This window comes from Aquimarina spinulae, assembly GCF_943373825.1.
GTDB classification, from domain to species: Bacteria; Bacteroidota; Bacteroidia; order Flavobacteriales; family Flavobacteriaceae; genus Aquimarina; species Aquimarina spinulae.
Genome location: NZ_CALSBP010000002.1, coordinates 93,352 through 117,048, shown reverse-complemented (window position 1 = coordinate 117,048; position 23,697 = coordinate 93,352). Strand labels below are relative to the sequence as shown.

Genomic DNA, 23,697 nt, shown 5'->3' with positions numbered 1-23,697 from the left:
ATCCAGCAATTATAAAACTTTTGGCGAGCCAGTAATTGTAAGGATTTGAATAACGATAATTTTAAACTAAACCACCATTATGAGGTTCCTTTTTTTTATATCAAAAGATATATCTTCTTTTATTCAGAATATCTATACGAACTACATTCAAAAGCAAGTTGATAACTCACCAAATTACAGAGCATTATTTTTAACAGGAATAATTACCATTTTACTGGGAACATATTCGTTTATAGCATATTCTTTTTTAGAAATTTCTTCGGTACTTATAGAGCATAAAAACTATCATAACACACAGAGAAAAATTGAGGAAATTACTACCAGTTTTAGCAATAAATATGCTCATAGGCTTTTGTTGAAATCTAACTTCCATAAAGAGAGGTGTTTATATGAAAATATCAAAAAAATCAAAATATTTTGTTAGTAGAGGGGGTGACCATTTATCGAAAGAAAATAGCGTTTCATCGGTAAAATAAATCTTTTTGACGTTATTTTTTATTGTTTTAACAAAAATATATGTTAACTTTCGCTAGATATAATAGTTGAATTTTTATAGTTTTTTATTTCATTATCAAATACCCCAAACAGAAAAGTATGATGAGTTTTACCCGGTTATTAGAGTATAAAAAAGGAACAAATTCCTTTTTATCCATATGCTACATATTACCCTTGGTAACTGCATCTTTATTTCGTCAAAATTATATGATATTGATAGATATAAATATGTTCGATATTTCTAAAAATAACTATACCAATTACTTTGAATCGTTCCAAAACAATAACACAACCAATTTATCATAAATAGCCTATGAAAATTTTTACTTTTTTTCAGACCAAACAGATGAATCAAAAAAGAACCGTACTAGTATTAGGTCTTTTTTTGATTATAAGTAATTTTTCCTATTCTCAGGCAACCTTTGCAGGTAACCCTACCGATGCGGCTATGTTAAGTGTATTAGACGGTGATGGAGTAGGATTATCTAATGCTACTCTTGAAAATGGAGATAGATCTTCACAATTAGCAACATTTTCTAATGGTACAGCAGGAGCTAACCTTTCTTTAGATGGAGGAGTCTTAATGTCTACAGGTAGTGCTACTCAGGCATTCGGGAGTAATGGTAATGCGGCATGGCCTAGTAATTCTGGAGTGCAAGCTAGTATTGATGCGCTACCACTTGCTCCTGGTGGTGTTTATAGCGATCCGGATATTACTGCAATAGATGCAACTGCGGTACATGACGTGGTTGTCTTTTCATTTGATGTAGTTTTAGAACCTGGATTTACAGATTTAAAAGTAGTGTATCAATTTGGATCTGATGAATATCCAGATTATGTGGGAAGTGTATTCAATGATATTTTTGGATTTTTTGTTTCTGGTCCCGGAATAACTGGTACTCAGAATATAGCTTTAGTGCCGGGAACTACAAGTCCTGTTGCGGTAAATACGATAAATGCAGGATTCGTAGGATGTAATGACGATGCCACTACAGAAGATTTGACAAACTCTGCTTTTTATATTAATAATGGGCATGACACATCGGCTGCTGCCTGTAATACTAATCCTGGACCTTTTACAATATTTACAGAATATAATGGTATAACACAACAATTAACAGGAGTACTGTCTGGGTTACTACCGGGCAATACATATAGATTTAAAATGGCAATTGCTGATACAGGTGATCCTACATTAGATTCTGGAGTTTTTATAAGTACAATATCTGGAGATAGAGATTCTGATGGAGATGGCCTTTCTGATGCCAGAGATCCTGATGATGATGATGATGGTATTTTGGATATAGATGAATCTGGAGCTGCAGGCGAACCTAATTTGGATGTTGATGGAGATGGTATACCGGCATATCTTGATGATAATGATAATAATTTTACAATAGGAAATGTAAACGGAGTAGTAGAACCTCAATTTGATTTTGATGGAGATGGTATTTCCAACCATTTAGATTTAGATAGTGATAACGATGGTATCTTAGATGTTATAGAGGCAGGGGGGACTGACCCCGATAATGATGGTGTTATCGGCACAGGAGTACCTACCGATGCAGATGGTGATGGATTAGCAGATATTGTTGATAATATAGATAGTGGTAGTGGAGTAGGAGAAGTTACAACAGGAACACCACTTCCTACTCCTAATAGTGATGGTTCTGGTAATGATGATTATCTTGATATTGATGCAGATAATGATGGAATAGTAGATAATATTGAAGCTCAGACAACTGCAGGGTATCAAGCCCCTTTATTAAATGATGCAGATGGGGATGGGATTGATGATCGTTATGATATAAATTCTGGAGGATTTCCGCTAATACCAATAAACACAGATGCAGGTACTCCTAATAGTGATACGGTACCAGATTATCTGGATTTAGATTCAGACGGTGATAATGAAAGTGATACCATTGAAGCATATGATACTAACGATGATGGTATTGCAGATACTGTACCAGCAGCATCAGATGCTGATAATGATGGTTTGGATGATAATTTTGATGTAGATGATGCCAATTTAGATCCTACAAACGGTGGTCAAACGGCTACCAGTCCTTTTCCTGATACAGATAGCCCGGGGGGAGAATCTAACTGGAGAGAATGGATAGATATTTCACTTTTAAAGACAGACACTTATGTGGATACAAATACAAATGGTGTTATAGATGCAGGTGATACAATCACTTATGTCTTTACCATAACTAATACCGGAGGAACCACATTGACTAATGTAACAGTTACAGATTCGGGGATAACTGTTAGCGGTACTCCAATAGCGAGTTTAGCTTCGGGAGCAATGGACAACACAACGTTTACAGGGACATATACACTTCTTCAGGCAGATATTAATACAGGTAGCTATAGTAATAGTGCAACAGTAAGTAGTGTTGATGTTAATGTAAATTTGGAAACAGATGTCTCGGATGACCCTGATAATGCTACGAATGTCGATCCAGATGGTGATAATGACCCGGATGATCCTACAGTTACCGACTTACGTCAACCTTTATTAGATATTACCAAAACCAGTACGGGCGTTGTTGATACAAATGCTAATGGTATTATCGATGCCGGAGATACGATCAACTACACTTTTATAGTGACCAATACCGGAAATATAGATTTAACAGGCATCAGTGTAACGGATGCTAATGCTACAGTTGTTCCTGCGACTACGATAGATTTAGTAGTTGGTGCAGTAGATAACAGTACCTATACGGCAAGTTATATTATTACTGCGGGAGATATTACTGCAGGTAACTTTACCAATACAGCAGTAGCAAGTGCACCGAACCCATTAGGAGGAGCAGCGGTTACTGATAACTCAGATGACCCAAATAATCCAACAAATGTAGATCCTAATAATGACGGCAGTCCAGATGACCCTACGGTTACCGATTTACGTCAACCTTTATTAGATATTACCAAGACCAGTACGGGAGTAGTAGATACGAATGGTAATGGTATTATCGATGCAGGAGATACGATCAACTACACTTTTGTAGTGACCAATACCGGAAATATAGATTTAACAGGAATTGGTGTAACAGATGCTAATGCTACAGTTGTTCCTGCGACTACGATAGATTTAATAGTTGGTGCAGTAGATAATAGTACCTATACCGCTAGTTATATCATTACTGCCGGAGATATTACCGCTGGGACATTTAACAACCAGGCTGTTGCAAGTGCCTTAAACCCATTAAATCCATTAGGACCACCAGTAACAGATAACTCAGATGACCCTACTGATGCTACGAATGTAGATCCAAACAATGATGGTAGTCCAGATGATGTTACGACTACCGATTTACGTCAGCCTTTATTAGATATTACAAAAACCAGTACAGGCGTAGTAGATACAAATGGTAACGGTATTATCGATGCCGGAGATACGATCAACTACACTTTTGTAGTGACCAATACAGGAAATATAGATTTAACAGGCATCAGTGTAACAGATGCTAATGCTACAGTTGTCCCTGCTACGACAATAGATTTAGTAGTTGGTGCAGTAGATAACAGTACCTATACCGCTAGTTATATTATTACTGCGGGAGATATTACTGCAGGTAACTTTACCAATACAGCAGTTGCAAGTGCACCGAACCCATTAGGAGGAGCAGCGGTTACCGATAACTCAGATGACCCAAATAATCCAACAAATGTAGATCCCAACAATGACGGCAGTCCAGATGATCCTACGGTTACCGATTTACGTCAGCCTTTATTAAATATTACAAAAACCAGTACAGGGGTTGTTGATACAAATGGTAATGGTATTATTGATGCCGGAGATACGATCAACTACACTTTTGTAGTGACCAATACCGGAAATATAGATTTAACAGGAATCAGTGTAACAGATGCTAATGCTACGGTTGTTCCTGCGACTACGATAGATTTAATAGTTGGTGCAGTAGATAACAGTACCTATACCGCTAGTTATATCATTACTGCCGGAGATATTACTGCCGGTACCTTTAACAACCAGGCCGTTGTAAGTGCCTTGAACCCATTAAATCCATTAGGTCCACCGGTTACTGATAATTCAGATGACCCTACTGATGCTACGAATGTAGATCCAAACAATGATGGTAGTCCAGATGATGTTACGACTACCGATTTACGTCAACCGTTATTAGATATTACAAAAACCAGTACGGGCGTTGTTGATACAAATGGTAATGGTATTATCGATGCCGGAGATACAATCAACTACACTTTTGTAGTGACCAATACCGGAAATATAGACTTAACAGGTATTAGTGTAACAGATGCTAATGCTACAGTTACTCCTGCTACGACTATAGATTTAGTAGTTGGTGCAGTGGATAACAGTACGTATACCGCTAGTTATATTATTACTGCGGGAGATATTACTGCGGGTAACTTTACCAATACAGCGGTAGCAAGTGCACCGAACCCATTAGGAGGAGCAGCGGTTACTGATAACTCAGATGACCCTAATGATGCTACTGATATAGATCCTAATAATGACGGGAGTCCAGATGATCCTACGGTTACCGATTTACGTCAGCCTTTATTAGATATTACCAAGACCAGTACGGGAGTAGTAGATACGAACGGTAATGGTATTATCGATGCCGGAGATACGATCAACTACACTTTTGTAGTGACTAATACTGGAAATATAGATTTAACGGGAATTGGTGTAACGGATGCTAATGCTACAGTTACTCCTGCTACGACTATAGATTTAGTAGCTGGTGCAGTAGATAACAGTACCTATACCGCAAGTTATATTATTACCGCAGGAGATATTACCGCCGGTACCTTTAATAACCAGGCTGTTGCAAGTGCCTTAAACCCATTAAATCCATTAGGACCACCGGTTACTGATAACTCAGATGATCCTACTGATGCTACGAATGTAGATCCAAACAATGATGGTAGTCCAGATGATGTTACGACTACCGATTTACGTCAGCCTTTATTAGATATTACAAAAACCAGTACGGGTGTTGTTGATACAAATGGTAATGGTATTATTGATGCCGGAGATACGATCAACTACACTTTTGTAGTAACTAATACTGGAAATATAGACTTAACGGGTATTAGTGTAACAGATGCTAATGCTACAGTTACTCCTGCTACGACTATAGATTTAGTAGTTGGTGCAGTAGATAACAGTACCTATACTGCAAGTTATATTATTACCGCTGGAGATATTACTGCTGGTAACTTTAGCAATACGGCAGTAGCAAGTGCACCGAACCCATTAGGAGGAGCAGCGGTTACCGATAACTCAGATGACCCAAATAATGCGACAAATGTAGATCCTAATAATGACGGCAGTCCAGATGATCCTACGGTTACCGATTTACGTCAGCCTTTATTAGATATTACTAAAACCAGTACGGGAGTAGTAGATACAAATGCTAATGGTATTATCGATGCCGGAGATACGATCAACTACACTTTTGTAGTGACTAATACTGGAAATATAGATTTAACAGGCATCAGTGTAACAGATGCTAATGCTACAGTTGTCCCAGCGACGACTATAGATTTAGTAGCTGGTGCAGTAGATAACAGTACCTATACGGCAAGTTATATTATTACCGCTGGAGATATTACTGCTGGTAACTTTAGCAATACAGCAGTTGCAAGTGCACCGAACCCATTAGGAGGAGCAGCGGTTACTGATAACTCAGATGATCCCAATGATGCTACTGATATAGATCCAAACAATGATGGTAGTCCAGATGATCCTACAGTTACCGATTTACGTCAACCGTTATTAGATATTACAAAAACCAGTACAGGCGTAGTAGATACGAATGGTAATGGTATTATTGATGCCGGAGATACGATCAACTACACTTTTGTAGTAACCAATACCGGAAATATAGATTTAACGGGTATCAGTGTAACAGATGCTAATGCTACAGTTGTCCCTGCTACGACTATAGATTTAGTAGTTGGTGCAGTAGATAACAGTACCTATACTGCGAGTTATATTATTACCGCTGGAGATATTACTGCTGGTAACTTTAGCAATACGGCAGTAGCAAGTGCACCGAACCCATTAGGAGGAGCAGCGGTTACCGATAACTCAGATGACCCTAATGATGCTACTGATATAGATCCTAATAATGACGGCAGTCCAGATGACCCTACGGTTACCGATTTACGTCAACCTTTATTAGATATTACCAAGACCAGTACGGGAGTAGTAGATACGAATGGTAATGGTATTATCGATGCAGGAGATACGATCAACTACACTTTTGTAGTGACCAATACCGGAAATATAGATTTAACAGGAATTGGTGTAACAGATGCTAATGCTACAGTTGTTCCTGCGACTACGATAGATTTAATAGTTGGTGCAGTAGATAATAGTACCTATACCGCTAGTTATATCATTACTGCCGGAGATATTACCGCTGGGACATTTAACAACCAGGCTGTTGCAAGTGCCTTAAACCCATTAAATCCATTAGGACCACCGGTTACTGATAATTCAGATGACCCTACTGATGCTACTAATGTAGATCCAAACAATGATGGTAGTCCAGATGATGTTACGACTACCGATTTACGTCAGCCTTTATTAGATATTACAAAAACCAGTACAGGCGTAGTAGATACAAATGCTAATGGTATTATCGATGCCGGAGATACGATCAACTACACTTTTGTAGTGACCAATACAGGAAATATAGATTTAACAGGCATCAGTGTAACAGATGCTAATGCTACAGTTGTCCCTGCTACGACAATAGATTTAGTAGTTGGTGCAGTAGATAACAGTACCTATACCGCTAGTTATATTATTACTGCGGGAGATATTACTGCAGGTAACTTTACCAATACAGCGGTAGCAAGTGCACCGAACCCATTAGGAGGAGCAGCGGTTACCGATAACTCAGATGACCCAAATGATGCTACGAATGTAGATCCCAATAATGATGGCAGTCCAGATGACCCTACGGTTACCGATTTACGTCAACCTTTATTAGATATTACTAAAACCAGTACAGGCGTTGTTGATACAAATGGTAATGGTATTATTGATGCAGGAGATACGATCAACTACACCTTTGTAGTGACCAATACCGGAAATATAGATTTAACAGGAATTGGTGTAACAGATGCTAATGCTACAGTTGTTCCTGCGACTACGATAGATTTAATAGTTGGTGCAGTAGATAACAGTACCTATACCGCTAGTTATATCATTACTGCCGGAGATATTACCGCTGGGACATTTAACAACCAGGCTGTTGCAAGTGCCTTAAACCCATTAAATCCATTAGGACCACCAGTAACAGATAACTCAGATGACCCTACTGATGCTACGAATGTAGATCCAAACAATGATGGTAGTCCAGATGATGTTACGACTACCGATTTACGTCAGCCTTTATTAGATATTACAAAAACCAGTACGGGTGTTGTTGATACAAATGGTAATGGTATTATTGATGCCGGAGATACGATCAACTACACTTTTGTAGTAACTAATACTGGAAATATAGACTTAACGGGTATTAGTGTAACAGATGCTAATGCTACAGTTACTCCTGCTACGACTATAGATTTAGTAGTTGGTGCAGTAGATAACAGTACCTATACTGCAAGTTATATTATTACTGCGGGAGATATTACTGCGGGTAACTTTAGCAATACGGCAGTAGCAAGTGCACCGAACCCATTAGGAGGAGCAGCGGTTACCGATAACTCAGATGATCCCAATAATGCGACGAATGTAGATCCTAATAATGATGGCAGTCCAGATGATCCTACGGTTACCGATTTACGTCAACCTTTATTAGATATTACTAAAACCAGTACAGGCGTTGTTGATACAAATGGTAATGGTATTATTGATGCCGGAGATACAATCAACTACACCTTTGTAGTGACCAATACCGGAAATATAGATTTAACAGGAATTGGTGTAACAGATGCTAATGCTACAGTTGTTCCTGCGACTACGATAGATTTAGTAGTTGGCGCAGTAGATAACAGTACCTATACGGCAAGTTATATTATTACCGCGGGAGATATTACCGCCGGAACATTCAATAACCAGGCTGTTGCAAGTGCCTTAAACCCATTAAATCCATTAGGACCACCAGTAACAGATAACTCAGATGACCCTACTGATGCTACGAATGTAGATCCAAACAATGATGGTAGTCCAGATGATGTTACGACTACCGATTTACGTCAGCCTTTATTAGATATTACAAAAACCAGTACAGGCGTAGTAGATACAAATGGTAACGGTATTATCGATGCCGGAGATACGATCAACTACACTTTTGTAGTGACCAATACAGGAAATATAGATTTAACAGGCATCAGTGTAACAGATGCTAATGCTACAGTTGTCCCTGCTACGACAATAGATTTAGTAGTTGGTGCAGTAGATAACAGTACCTATACCGCTAGTTATATTATTACTGCGGGAGATATTACTGCAGGTAACTTTACCAATACAGCAGTAGCAAGTGCACCGAACCCATTAGGAGGAGCAGCGGTTACCGATAACTCAGATGACCCTAATGATGCTACTGATATAGATCCTAATAATGACGGCAGTCCAGATGACCCTACGGTTACCGATTTACGTCAACCTTTATTAGATATTACCAAGACCAGTACGGGAGTAGTAGATACGAATGGTAATGGTATTATCGATGCAGGAGATACGATCAACTACACTTTTGTAGTGACCAATACCGGAAATATAGATTTAACAGGAATTGGTGTAACAGATGCTAATGCTACAGTTGTTCCTGCGACTACGATAGATTTAATAGTTGGTGCAGTAGATAATAGTACCTATACCGCTAGTTATATCATTACTGCCGGAGATATTACCGCTGGGACATTTAACAACCAGGCTGTTGCAAGTGCCTTAAACCCATTAAATCCATTAGGACCACCGGTTACTGATAATTCAGATGACCCTACTGATGCTACTAATGTAGATCCAAACAATGATGGTAGTCCAGATGATGTTACGACTACCGATTTACGTCAGCCTTTATTAGATATTACAAAAACCAGTACAGGCGTAGTAGATACAAATGCTAATGGTATTATCGATGCCGGAGATACGATCAACTACACTTTTGTAGTGACCAATACAGGAAATATAGATTTAACAGGCATCAGTGTAACAGATGCTAATGCTACAGTTGTCCCTGCTACGACAATAGATTTAGTAGTTGGTGCAGTAGATAACAGTACCTATACCGCTAGTTATATTATTACTGCGGGAGATATTACTGCAGGTAACTTTACCAATACAGCGGTAGCAAGTGCACCGAACCCATTAGGAGGAGCAGCGGTTACCGATAACTCAGATGACCCAAATGATGCTACGAATGTAGATCCCAATAATGATGGCAGTCCAGATGACCCTACGGTTACCGATTTACGTCAACCTTTATTAGATATTACTAAAACCAGTACAGGCGTTGTTGATACAAATGGTAATGGTATTATTGATGCAGGAGATACGATCAACTACACCTTTGTAGTGACCAATACCGGAAATATAGATTTAACAGGAATTGGTGTAACAGATGCTAATGCTACAGTTGTTCCTGCGACTACGATAGATTTAATAGTTGGTGCAGTAGATAACAGTACCTATACCGCTAGTTATATCATTACTGCCGGAGATATTACCGCTGGGACATTTAACAACCAGGCTGTTGCAAGTGCCTTAAACCCATTAAATCCATTAGGACCACCAGTAACAGATAACTCAGATGACCCTACTGATGCTACGAATGTAGATCCAAACAATGATGGTAGTCCAGATGATGTTACGACTACCGATTTACGTCAGCCTTTATTAGATATTACAAAAACCAGTACGGGTGTTGTTGATACAAATGGTAATGGTATTATTGATGCCGGAGATACGATCAACTACACTTTTGTAGTAACTAATACTGGAAATATAGACTTAACGGGTATTAGTGTAACAGATGCTAATGCTACAGTTACTCCTGCTACGACTATAGATTTAGTAGTTGGTGCAGTAGATAACAGTACCTATACTGCAAGTTATATTATTACTGCGGGAGATATTACTGCGGGTAACTTTAGCAATACGGCAGTAGCAAGTGCACCGAACCCATTAGGAGGAGCAGCGGTTACCGATAACTCAGATGATCCCAATAATGCGACGAATGTAGATCCTAATAATGATGGCAGTCCAGATGATCCTACGGTTACCGATTTACGTCAACCTTTATTAGATATTACTAAAACCAGTACAGGCGTTGTTGATACAAATGGTAATGGTATTATTGATGCCGGAGATACAATCAACTACACCTTTGTAGTGACCAATACCGGAAATATAGATTTAACAGGAATTGGTGTAACAGATGCTAATGCTACAGTTGTTCCTGCGACTACGATAGATTTAGTAGTTGGCGCAGTAGATAACAGTACCTATACGGCAAGTTATATTATTACCGCGGGAGATATTACCGCCGGAACATTCAATAACCAGGCTGTTGCAAGTGCCTTAAACCCATTAAATCCATTAGGACCACCAGTAACAGATAACTCAGATGACCCTACTGATGCTACGAATGTAGATCCAAACAATGATGGTAGTCCAGATGATGTTACGACTACCGATTTACGTCAGCCTTTATTAGATATTACAAAAACCAGTACAGGCGTAGTAGATACAAATGGTAACGGTATTATCGATGCCGGAGATACGATCAACTACACTTTTGTAGTGACCAATACAGGAAATATAGATTTAACAGGCATCAGTGTAACAGATGCTAATGCTACAGTTGTCCCTGCTACGACAATAGATTTAGTAGTTGGTGCAGTAGATAACAGTACCTATACTGCGAGTTATATTATTACCGCGGGAGATATTACTGCAGGTAACTTTACCAATACAGCGGTAGCAAGTGCACCGAACCCATTAGGAGGAGCAGCGGTTACCGATAACTCAGATGACCCAAATAATCCAACAAATGTAGATCCTAATAATGACGGCAGTCCAGATGATCCTACGGTTACCGATTTACGTCAACCTTTATTAGATATTACTAAAACCAGTACAGGCGTTGTTGATACAAATGGTAATGGTATTATTGATGCCGGAGATACAATCAACTACACTTTTGTAGTGACTAATACTGGAAATATAGATTTAACGGGAATTGGTGTAACAGATGCTAATGCTACAGTTGTTCCTGCGACTACAATAGATTTAGTAGTTGGCGCAGTAGATAACAGTACCTATACGGCAAGTTATATTATTACCGCGGGAGATATTACCGCCGGTACCTTTAATAACCAGGCTGTTGCAAGTGCCTTAAACCCACTAAATCCATTAGGACCACCGGTTACTGATAATTCAGATGACCCTACTGATGCTACTAATGTAGATCCAAACAATGACGGCAGTCCAGATGATCCTACGGACTACCGATTTACGTCAGCCTTTATTAGATATTACCAAAGACCAGTACGGGTGTTGTTGATACAAATGGTAATGGTATTATTGATGCCGGAGATACGATCAACTACACTTTTGTAGTAACTAATACTGGAAATATAGACTTAACGGGTATTAGTGTAACAGATGCTAATGCTACAGTTACTCCTGCTACGACTATAGATTTAGTAGTTGGTGCAGTAGATAACAGTACCTATACTGCAAGTTATATTATTACCGCTGGAGATATTACTGCTGGTAACTTTAGCAATACGGCAGTAGCAAGTGCACCGAACCCATTAGGAGGAGCAGCGGTTACCGATAACTCAGATGACCCAAATAATGCGACAAATGTAGATCCTAATAATGACGGCAGTCCAGATGATCCTACGGTTACCGATTTACGTCAGCCTTTATTAGATATTACTAAAACCAGTACGGGAGTAGTAGATACAAATGCTAATGGTATTATCGATGCCGGAGATACGATCAACTACACTTTTGTAGTGACTAATACTGGAAATATAGATTTAACAGGCATCAGTGTAACAGATGCTAATGCTACAGTTGTCCCAGCGACGACTATAGATTTAGTAGCTGGTGCAGTAGATAACAGTACCTATACGGCAAGTTATATTATTACCGCTGGAGATATTACTGCTGGTAACTTTAGCAATACAGCAGTTGCAAGTGCACCGAACCCATTAGGAGGAGCAGCGGTTACTGATAACTCAGATGATCCCAATGATGCTACTGATATAGATCCAAACAATGATGGTAGTCCAGATGATCCTACAGTTACCGATTTACGTCAACCGTTATTAGATATTACAAAAACCAGTACAGGCGTAGTAGATACGAATGGTAATGGTATTATTGATGCCGGAGATACGATCAACTACACTTTTGTAGTAACCAATACCGGAAATATAGATTTAACGGGTATCAGTGTAACAGATGCTAATGCTACAGTTGTCCCTGCTACGACTATAGATTTAGTAGTTGGTGCAGTAGATAACAGTACCTATACTGCGAGTTATATTATTACCGCTGGAGATATTACTGCTGGTAACTTTAGCAATACGGCAGTAGCAAGTGCACCGAACCCATTAGGAGGAGCAGCGGTTACCGATAACTCAGATGACCCTAATGATGCTACTGATATAGATCCTAATAATGACGGCAGTCCAGATGACCCTACGGTTACCGATTTACGTCAACCTTTATTAGATATTACCAAGACCAGTACGGGAGTAGTAGATACGAATGGTAATGGTATTATCGATGCAGGAGATACGATCAACTACACTTTTGTAGTGACCAATACCGGAAATATAGATTTAACAGGAATTGGTGTAACAGATGCTAATGCTACAGTTGTTCCTGCGACTACGATAGATTTAATAGTTGGTGCAGTAGATAATAGTACCTATACCGCTAGTTATATCATTACTGCCGGAGATATTACCGCTGGGACATTTAACAACCAGGCTGTTGCAAGTGCCTTAAACCCATTAAATCCATTAGGACCACCGGTTACTGATAATTCAGATGACCCTACTGATGCTACTAATGTAGATCCAAACAATGATGGTAGTCCAGATGATGTTACGACTACCGATTTACGTCAGCCTTTATTAGATATTACAAAAACCAGTACAGGCGTAGTAGATACAAATGCTAATGGTATTATCGATGCCGGAGATACGATCAACTACACTTTTGTAGTGACCAATACAGGAAATATAGATTTAACAGGCATCAGTGTAACAGATGCTAATGCTACAGTTGTCCCTGCTACGACAATAGATTTAGTAGTTGGTGCAGTAGATAACAGTACCTATACCGCTAGTTATATTATTACTGCGGGAGATATTACTGCAGGTAACTTTACCAATACAGCGGTAGCAAGTGCACCGAACCCATTAGGAGGAGCAGCGGTTACCGATAACTCAGATGACCCAAATGATGCTACGAATGTAGATCCCAATAATGATGGCAGTCCAGATGACCCTACGGTTACCGATTTACGTCAACCTTTATTAGATATTACTAAAACCAGTACAGGCGTTGTTGATACAAATGGTAATGGTATTATTGATGCAGGAGATACGATCAACTACACCTTTGTAGTGACCAATACCGGAAATATAGATTTAACAGGAATTGGTGTAACAGATGCTAATGCTACAGTTGTTCCTGCGACTACGATAGATTTAATAGTTGGTGCAGTAGATAACAGTACCTATACCGCTAGTTATATCATTACTGCCGGAGATATTACCGCTGGGACATTTAACAACCAGGCTGTTGCAAGTGCCTTAAACCCATTAAATCCATTAGGACCACCAGTAACAGATAACTCAGATGACCCTACTGATGCTACGAATGTAGATCCAAACAATGATGGTAGTCCAGATGATGTTACGACTACCGATTTACGTCAGCCTTTATTAGATATTACAAAAACCAGTACGGGTGTTGTTGATACAAATGGTAATGGTATTATTGATGCCGGAGATACGATCAACTACACTTTTGTAGTAACTAATACTGGAAATATAGACTTAACGGGTATTAGTGTAACAGATGCTAATGCTACAGTTACTCCTGCTACGACTATAGATTTAGTAGTTGGTGCAGTAGATAACAGTACCTATACTGCAAGTTATATTATTACTGCGGGAGATATTACTGCGGGTAACTTTAGCAATACGGCAGTAGCAAGTGCACCGAACCCATTAGGAGGAGCAGCGGTTACCGATAACTCAGATGATCCCAATAATGCGACGAATGTAGATCCTAATAATGATGGCAGTCCAGATGATCCTACGGTTACCGATTTACGTCAACCTTTATTAGATATTACTAAAACCAGTACAGGCGTTGTTGATACAAATGGTAATGGTATTATTGATGCCGGAGATACAATCAACTACACCTTTGTAGTGACCAATACCGGAAATATAGATTTAACAGGAATTGGTGTAACAGATGCTAATGCTACAGTTGTTCCTGCGACTACGATAGATTTAGTAGTTGGCGCAGTAGATAACAGTACCTATACGGCAAGTTATATTATTACCGCGGGAGATATTACCGCCGGAACATTCAATAACCAGGCTGTTGCAAGTGCCTTAAACCCATTAAATCCATTAGGACCACCAGTAACAGATAACTCAGATGACCCTACTGATGCTACGAATGTAGATCCAAACAATGATGGTAGTCCAGATGATGTTACGACTACCGATTTACGTCAGCCTTTATTAGATATTACAAAAACCAGTACAGGCGTAGTAGATACAAATGGTAACGGTATTATCGATGCCGGAGATACGATCAACTACACTTTTGTAGTGACCAATACAGGAAATATAGATTTAACAGGCATCAGTGTAACAGATGCTAATGCTACAGTTGTCCCTGCTACGACAATAGATTTAGTAGTTGGTGCAGTAGATAACAGTACCTATACCGCTAGTTATATTATTACTGCGGGAGATATTACTGCAGGTAACTTTACCAATACAGCAGTAGCAAGTGCACCGAACCCATTAGGAGGAGCAGCGGTTACCGATAACTCAGATGACCCTAATGATGCTACTGATATAGATCCTAATAATGACGGCAGTCCAGATGACCCTACGGTTACCGATTTACGTCAACCTTTATTAGATATTACCAAGACCAGTACGGGAGTAGTAGATACGAATGGTAATGGTATTATCGATGCAGGAGATACGATCAACTACACTTTTGTAGTGACCAATACCGGAAATATAGATTTAACAGGAATTGGTGTAACAGATGCTAATGCTACAGTTGTTCCTGCGACTACGATAGATTTAATAGTTGGTGCAGTAGATAATAGTACCTATACCGCTAGTTATATCATTACTGCCGGAGATATTACCGCTGGGACATTTAACAACCAGGCTGTTGCAAGTGCCTTAAACCCATTAAATCCATTAGGACCACCGGTTACTGATAATTCAGATGACCCTACTGATGCTACTAATGTAGATCCAAACAATGATGGTAGTCCAGATGATGTTACGACTACCGATTTACGTCAGCCTTTATTAGATATTACAAAAACCAGTACAGGCGTAGTAGATACAAATGCTAATGGTATTATCGATGCCGGAGATACGATCAACTACACTTTTGTAGTGACCAATACAGGAAATATAGATTTAACAGGCATCAGTGTAACAGATGCTAATGCTACAGTTGTCCCTGCTACGACAATAGATTTAGTAGTTGGTGCAGTAGATAACAGTACCTATACCGCTAGTTATATTATTACTGCGGGAGATATTACTGCAGGTAACTTTACCAATACAGCGGTAGCAAGTGCACCGAACCCATTAGGAGGAGCAGCGGTTACCGATAACTCAGATGACCCAAATGATGCTACGAATGTAGATCCCAATAATGATGGCAGTCCAGATGACCCTACGGTTACCGATTTACGTCAACCTTTATTAGATATTACTAAAACCAGTACAGGCGTTGTTGATACAAATGGTAATGGTATTATTGATGCAGGAGATACGATCAACTACACCTTTGTAGTGACCAATACCGGAAATATAGATTTAACAGGAATTGGTGTAACAGATGCTAATGCTACAGTTGTTCCTGCGACTACGATAGATTTAATAGTTGGTGCAGTAGATAACAGTACCTATACCGCTAGTTATATCATTACTGCCGGAGATATTACCGCTGGGACATTTAACAACCAGGCTGTTGCAAGTGCCTTAAACCCATTAAATCCATTAGGACCACCAGTAACAGATAACTCAGATGACCCTACTGATGCTACGAATGTAGATCCAAACAATGATGGTAGTCCAGATGATGTTACGACTACCGATTTACGTCAGCCTTTATTAGATATTACAAAAACCAGTACGGGTGTTGTTGATACAAATGGTAATGGTATTATTGATGCCGGAGATACGATCAACTACACTTTTGTAGTAACTAATACTGGAAATATAGACTTAACGGGTATTAGTGTAACAGATGCTAATGCTACAGTTACTCCTGCTACGACTATAGATTTAGTAGTTGGTGCAGTAGATAACAGTACCTATACTGCAAGTTATATTATTACTGCGGGAGATATTACTGCGGGTAACTTTAGCAATACGGCAGTAGCAAGTGCACCGAACCCATTAGGAGGAGCAGCGGTTACCGATAACTCAGATGATCCCAATAATGCGACGAATGTAGATCCTAATAATGATGGCAGTCCAGATGATCCTACGGTTACCGATTTACGTCAACCTTTATTAGATATTACTAAAACCAGTACAGGCGTTGTTGATACAAATGGTAATGGTATTATTGATGCCGGAGATACAATCAACTACACCTTTGTAGTGACCAATACCGGAAATATAGATTTAACAGGAATTGGTGTAACAGATGCTAATGCTACAGTTGTTCCTGCGACTACGATAGATTTAGTAGTTGGCGCAGTAGATAACAGTACCTATACGGCAAGTTATATTATTACCGCGGGAGATATTACCGCCGGAACATTCAATAACCAGGCTGTTGCAAGTGCCTTAAACCCATTAAATCCATTAGGACCACCAGTAACAGATAACTCAGATGACCCTACTGATGCTACGAATGTAGATCCAAACAATGATGGTAGTCCAGATGATGTTACGACTACCGATTTACGTCAGCCTTTATTAGATATTACAAAAACCAGTACAGGCGTAGTAGATACAAATGGTAACGGTATTATCGATGCCGGAGATACGATCAACTACACTTTTGTAGTGACCAATACAGGAAATATAGATTTAACAGGCATCAGTGTAACAGATGCTAATGCTACAGTTGTCCCTGCTACGACAATAGATTTAGTAGTTGGTGCAGTAGATAACAGTACCTATACTGCGAGTTATATTATTACCGCGGGAGATATTACTGCAGGTAACTTTACCAATACAGCGGTAGCAAGTGCACCGAACCCATTAGGAGGAGCAGCGGTTACCGATAACTCAGATGACCCAAATAATCCAACAAATGTAGATCCTAATAATGACGGCAGTCCAGATGATCCTACGGTTACCGATTTACGTCAACCTTTATTAGATATTACTAAAACCAGTACAGGCGTTGTTGATACAAATGGTAATGGTATTATTGATGCCGGAGATACAATCAACTACACTTTTGTAGTGACTAATACTGGAAATATAGATTTAACGGGAATTGGTGTAACAGATGCTAATGCTACAGTTGTTCCTGCGACTACAATAGATTTAGTAGTTGGCGCAGTAGATAACAGTACCTATACGGCAAGTTATATTATTACCGCGGGAGATATTACCGCCGGTACCTTTAATAACCAGGCTGTTGCAAGTGCCTTAAACCCACTAAATCCATTAGGACCACCGGTTACTGATAATTCAGATGACCCTACTGATGCTACTAATGTAGATCCAAACAATGACGGCAGTCCAGATGATCCTACGGTTACCGATTTACGTCAACCTTTATTAGATATTACCAAGACCAGTACGGGTGTTGTTGATACAAATGGTAATGGTATTATTGATGCTGGAGATACGATCAACTACACTTTTGTAGTGACCAATACCGGAAATATAGATTTAACAGGCATCAGTGTAACGGATGCTAATGCTACGGTTGTTCCTGCGACTACGATAGATTTAGTAGTTGGTGCAGTAGATAACAGTACCTATACGGCAAGTTATATCATTACCGCGGGAGATATTACTGCAGGTAACTTTAGCAATACGGCAGTAGCAAGTGCACCGAACCCATTAGGAGGAGCAGCGGTTACCGATAACTCAGATGATCCAAATAATGCCACAAATGTAGATCCCAATAATGACGGTAGTCCAGATGACCCTACGGTTACCGATTTACGTCAGCCTTTATTAGATATTACCAAGACCAGTACGGGAGTAGTAGATACGAACGGTAATGGTATTATCGATGCCGGAGATACGATCAACTACACTTTTGTAGTGACTAATACTGGAAATATAGATTTAACAGGCATCAGTGTAACAGATGCTAATGCTACAGTTGTCCCAGCGACGACTATAGATTTAGTAGTTGGTGCAGTAGATAACAGTACCTATACGGCAAGTTATATTATTACCGCTGGAGATATTACTGCTGGTAACTTTAGCAATACAGCAGTTGCAAGTGCACCGAACCCATTAGGAGGAGCAGCGGTTACTGATAACTCAGATGATCCCAATGATGCTACTGATATAGATCCAAACAATGATGGTAGTCCAGATGATCCTACAGTTACCGATTTACGTCAACCGTTATTAGATATTACAAAAACCAGTACAGGCGTAGTAGATACGAATGGTAATGGTATTATTGATGCCGGAGATACGATCAACTACACTTTTGTAGTAACCAATACCGGAAATATAGATTTAACGGGTATCAGTGTAACAGATGCTAATGCTACAGTTGTCCCTGCTACGACTATAGATTTAGTAGTTGGTGCAGTAGATAACAGTACCTATACTGCGAGTTATATTATTACCGCTGGAGATATTACTGCTGGTAACTTTAGCAATACGGCAGTAGCAAGTGCACCGAACCCATTAGGAGGAGCAGCGGTTACCGATAACTCAGATGACCCTAATGATGCTACTGATATAGATCCTAATAATGACGGCAGTCCAGATGACCCTACGGTTACCGATTTACGTCAACCTTTATTAGATATTACCAAGACCAGTACGGGAGTAGTAGATACGAATGGTAATGGTATTATCGATGCAGGAGATACGATCAACTACACTTTTGTAGTGACCAATACCGGAAATATAGATTTAACAGGAATTGGTGTAACAGATGCTAATGCTACAGTTGTTCCTGCGACTACGATAGATTTAATAGTTGGTGCAGTAGATAATAGTACCTATACCGCTAGTTATATCATTACTGCCGGAGATATTACCGCTGGGACATTTAACAACCAGGCTGTTGCAAGTGCCTTAAACCCATTAAATCCATTAGGACCACCAGTAACAGATAACTCAGATGACCCTACTGATGCTACGAATGTAGATCCAAACAATGATGGTAGTCCAGATGATGTTACGACTACCGATTTACGTCAGCCTTTATTAGATATTACAAAAACCAGTACAGGCGTAGTAGATACAAATGGTAACGGTATTATCGATGCCGGAGATACGATCAACTACACTTTTGTAGTGACCAATACAGGAAATATAGATTTAACAGGCATCAGTGTAACAGATGCTAATGCTACAGTTGTCCCTGCTACGACAATAGATTTAGTAGTTGGTGCAGTAGATAACAGTACCTATACCGCTAGTTATATTATTACTGCGGGAGATATTACTGCAGGTAACTTTACCAATACAGCAGTAGCAAGTGCACCGAACCCATTAGGAGGAGCAGCGGTTACCGATAACTCAGATGACCCAAATAATCCAACAAATGTAGATCCCAACAATGACGGCAGTCCAGATGATCCTACGGTTACCGATTTACGTCAGCCTTTATTAGATATTACAAAAACCAGTACAGGGGTTGTTGATACAAATGGTAATGGTATTATTGATGCCGGAGATACGATCAACTACACTTTTGTAGTGACCAATACCGGAAATATAGATTTAACAGGAATCAGTGTAACAGATGCTAATGCTACGGTTGTTCCTGCGACTACGATAGATTTAATAGTTGGTGCAGTAGATAACAGTACCTATACCGCTAGTTATATCATTACTGCCGGAGATATTACTGCCGGTACCTTTAACAACCAGGCCGTTGTAAGTGCCTTGAACCCATTAAATCCATTAGGTCCACCGGTTACTGATAATTCAGATGACCCTACTGATGCTACGAATGTAGATCCAAACAATGATGGTAGTCCAGATGATGTTACGACTACCGATTTACGTCAACCGTTATTAGATATTACAAAAACCAGTACGGGCGTTGTTGATACAAATGGTAATGGTATTATCGATGCCGGAGATACAATCAACTACACTTTTGTAGTGACCAATACCGGAAATATAGACTTAACAGGTATTAGTGTAACAGATGCTAATGCTACAGTTACTCCTGCTACGACTATAGATTTAGTAGTTGGTGCAGTGGATAACAGTACGTATACCGCTAGTTATATTATTACTGCGGGAGATATTACTGCGGGTAACTTTACCAATACAGCGGTAGCAAGTGCACCGAACCCATTAGGAGGAGCAGCGGTTACCGATAACTCAGATGACCCAAATAATCCAACAAATGTAGATCCTAATAATGACGGCAGTCCAGATGATCCTACGGTTACCGATTTACGTCAGCCTTTATTAGATATTACTAAAACAGGAACTTTGGATGATGCTAATTTTAATGGTTTTGCTGATGTAGGAGAAAATATCAACTACACTTTTGTAGTGACCAATACGGGAAATATAGATTTAACAGGCATCAGTATAACGGATGCTAATGCTACAGTTACTCCCGCTACAACAATAGATTTAGTAGCTGGTGCAGTGGATAATAGCACATATACAGCAATACATACATTAACTCAAGCAGAAATAAATTCTGGAAGTTATATTAATCAGGCCGTTGCAAGTGCACCAAATCCATTAGGAGGAGCAGCAGTTACCGATAATTCAGATGATCCTAATGATGCTACTGATGTAGATCCAAATAATGATGGTAGCCCTGATGACCTTACAGTAATTACATTAACTCCTAATCCTATGATTAGTATAACTAAGGCAGACAATCTACCAGCAGATGGATCTTATGACACTGTTGGTGAGGCAATACTATATACTATAGAAGTAACAAATAATGGTAATGTAACGTTAACCAATATTGTCCTTACAGACCCTAATGCCGATACTATAGTTCCTAGTGTAATTGCTAGTATTGATCCAGGTCAAACAGTTATAGCTACTGCTACACATGTAATCACTCAGGCAGATATAGATCTTGGAACTGTTACGAACATAGCTAGTGTATCAGCGGAGGATCCTAATACGACTCCAGTAAATGATGATTCTGATGATCCAGATACACCAGCTCCGGATGATGCGACGATAACTATTATTGACCAAAATCCAGAACTTACATTAACTAAAATGTCTGATACCCCTACAGATGGAGCATATGATACTGTTGGTGAAGTAATAACATATACTTTAGAAGTAATAAATACCGGAACAGTAACTATAAATAACATAGTAGTCACAGATTTAAATGCTGATTCTGGTAGTGTAACACCTTCTAATATTGCAACATTAGCACCAGGTGGTAGAATAACTGTAACTGCTGCACATTCAATTACTCAATTAGATCTTGATGCAGGAATTGTGATAAATAGAGCAGATGTTGTGGGAGAGACTCCAGGAGGAATTCCTGTTACAGATATGTCTGATGATCCTACGACCCCAGATCCAAATGATGCTACCGAAACAGAGACTGGATTAGTAACAATAGGAAGATTATCGGTAACAAAATCGGCAAACCTTAGAGTTTTTACAGCCATAGGAGATGTAATTACGTATACGATAGAAATAGAAAATACAGGTACGGTTACATTAAGTAATGTTACTGTAATTGATGATAATGCAACGATTATATCTGGATTGCCAATAACAACCTTAGTACCAGGAGAGGTAACAACAGTTATCGCAGAACATGTAGTGACTCAGGCTGATATATTGGTTGGGCAGGTCGTTAATATTGCAGAAGTAACAGGGGTTACCCCAACATCAGAAACAATAACAGAAACCTCTGATGATCCTAATAATTCTGATAATGATGATCCTGATCTTGATGGTGATCCAGATGATCCAACGATTAGTGTTATTGATAGTGATGGGGATGGTATTCCTGATCCAGATGATATGGATGATGATAACGATGGTATTACTGATATTGAAGAACAAAATGGAGATCCTAATCTGGATACTGATGGCGATGGTGTTATCGATCGTTTAGATCTTGATGCCGATGGAGATGGAGTATTAGATGTATATGAATCCGGAGCCAATCTTGATGGACTTTCGATTTCTGATATAGGAAGAATAGAAGGTACCGTAGGAACTGATGGTATTCCTGACGGAGTACAGAATGTTGGAGAATTTGATTCAGGTAATGTTAATTACCCTATTCAGGACACAGATGGTGATGGTAGAGATGACTTTCAAGATATAGATGATGATAATGATGATATTCTTACCGTTGATGAAAATCCAGACCCTAGTGGGGATGGAAACCCAGATGATGCTTTTGATACAGATGGTAATGGTATTCCTGATTATTTAGAACCTAACGGGCCAACAGGAGAAGGTGAAGATGGTATTACAGTCTTTACAGGAATGTCTCCAAATGGAGATGGTGTTAATGATGTATTTATAATTAGCGGAATAGAAAGATTAGAGAATACTTTAGAGATATATAACCGTTGGGGTGTTAAAGTATATGGAACTAAAAACTATGGAAGAGATGATCAATTCTTCAGAGGAATCTCTAAAGGAAGAACTACAATAGAAGGAACAGATCAATTACCAGTAGGTACCTATTATTATGTTTTAGAATATGTTTTAGAATCAGGTGAACGTAAGTCTAGGGCAGGTTACTTATACATAAACAGATAATCAATCAAAATTTAAATTCCCCGCGAGTAT

The 23,697-nt window shown here is 39.2% G+C and carries 2 protein-coding genes; both read left to right on the top strand.

Annotated elements, in window-relative coordinates; translation table 11 throughout:
- Window positions 1-841: 841 nt before the first annotated feature.
- Window positions 842-12,082, top strand: coding sequence for a DUF7507 domain-containing protein (locus tag NNH57_RS06355; RefSeq protein WP_254504134.1), 11,241 nt, complete (start codon window positions 842-844; stop codon window positions 12,080-12,082).
- Window positions 11,995-23,667 (top strand): gliding motility-associated C-terminal domain-containing protein, encoded by an 11,673-nt coding sequence (locus tag NNH57_RS06350; RefSeq protein WP_328517069.1) that lies wholly within the window; start codon window positions 11,995-11,997, stop codon window positions 23,665-23,667. The genes NNH57_RS06355 and NNH57_RS06350 overlap by 88 nt, the downstream gene beginning before the upstream one ends.
- Window positions 23,668-23,697: the final 30 nt, after the last annotated feature.

Bases quoted from the DNA above. Each gene is read 5' to 3' on its own strand.
- NNH57_RS06355 (WP_254504134.1), top strand. From the start codon at position 842: ATGAATCAAAAAAGAACCGTACTAGTATTAGGTCTTTTTTTGATTATA.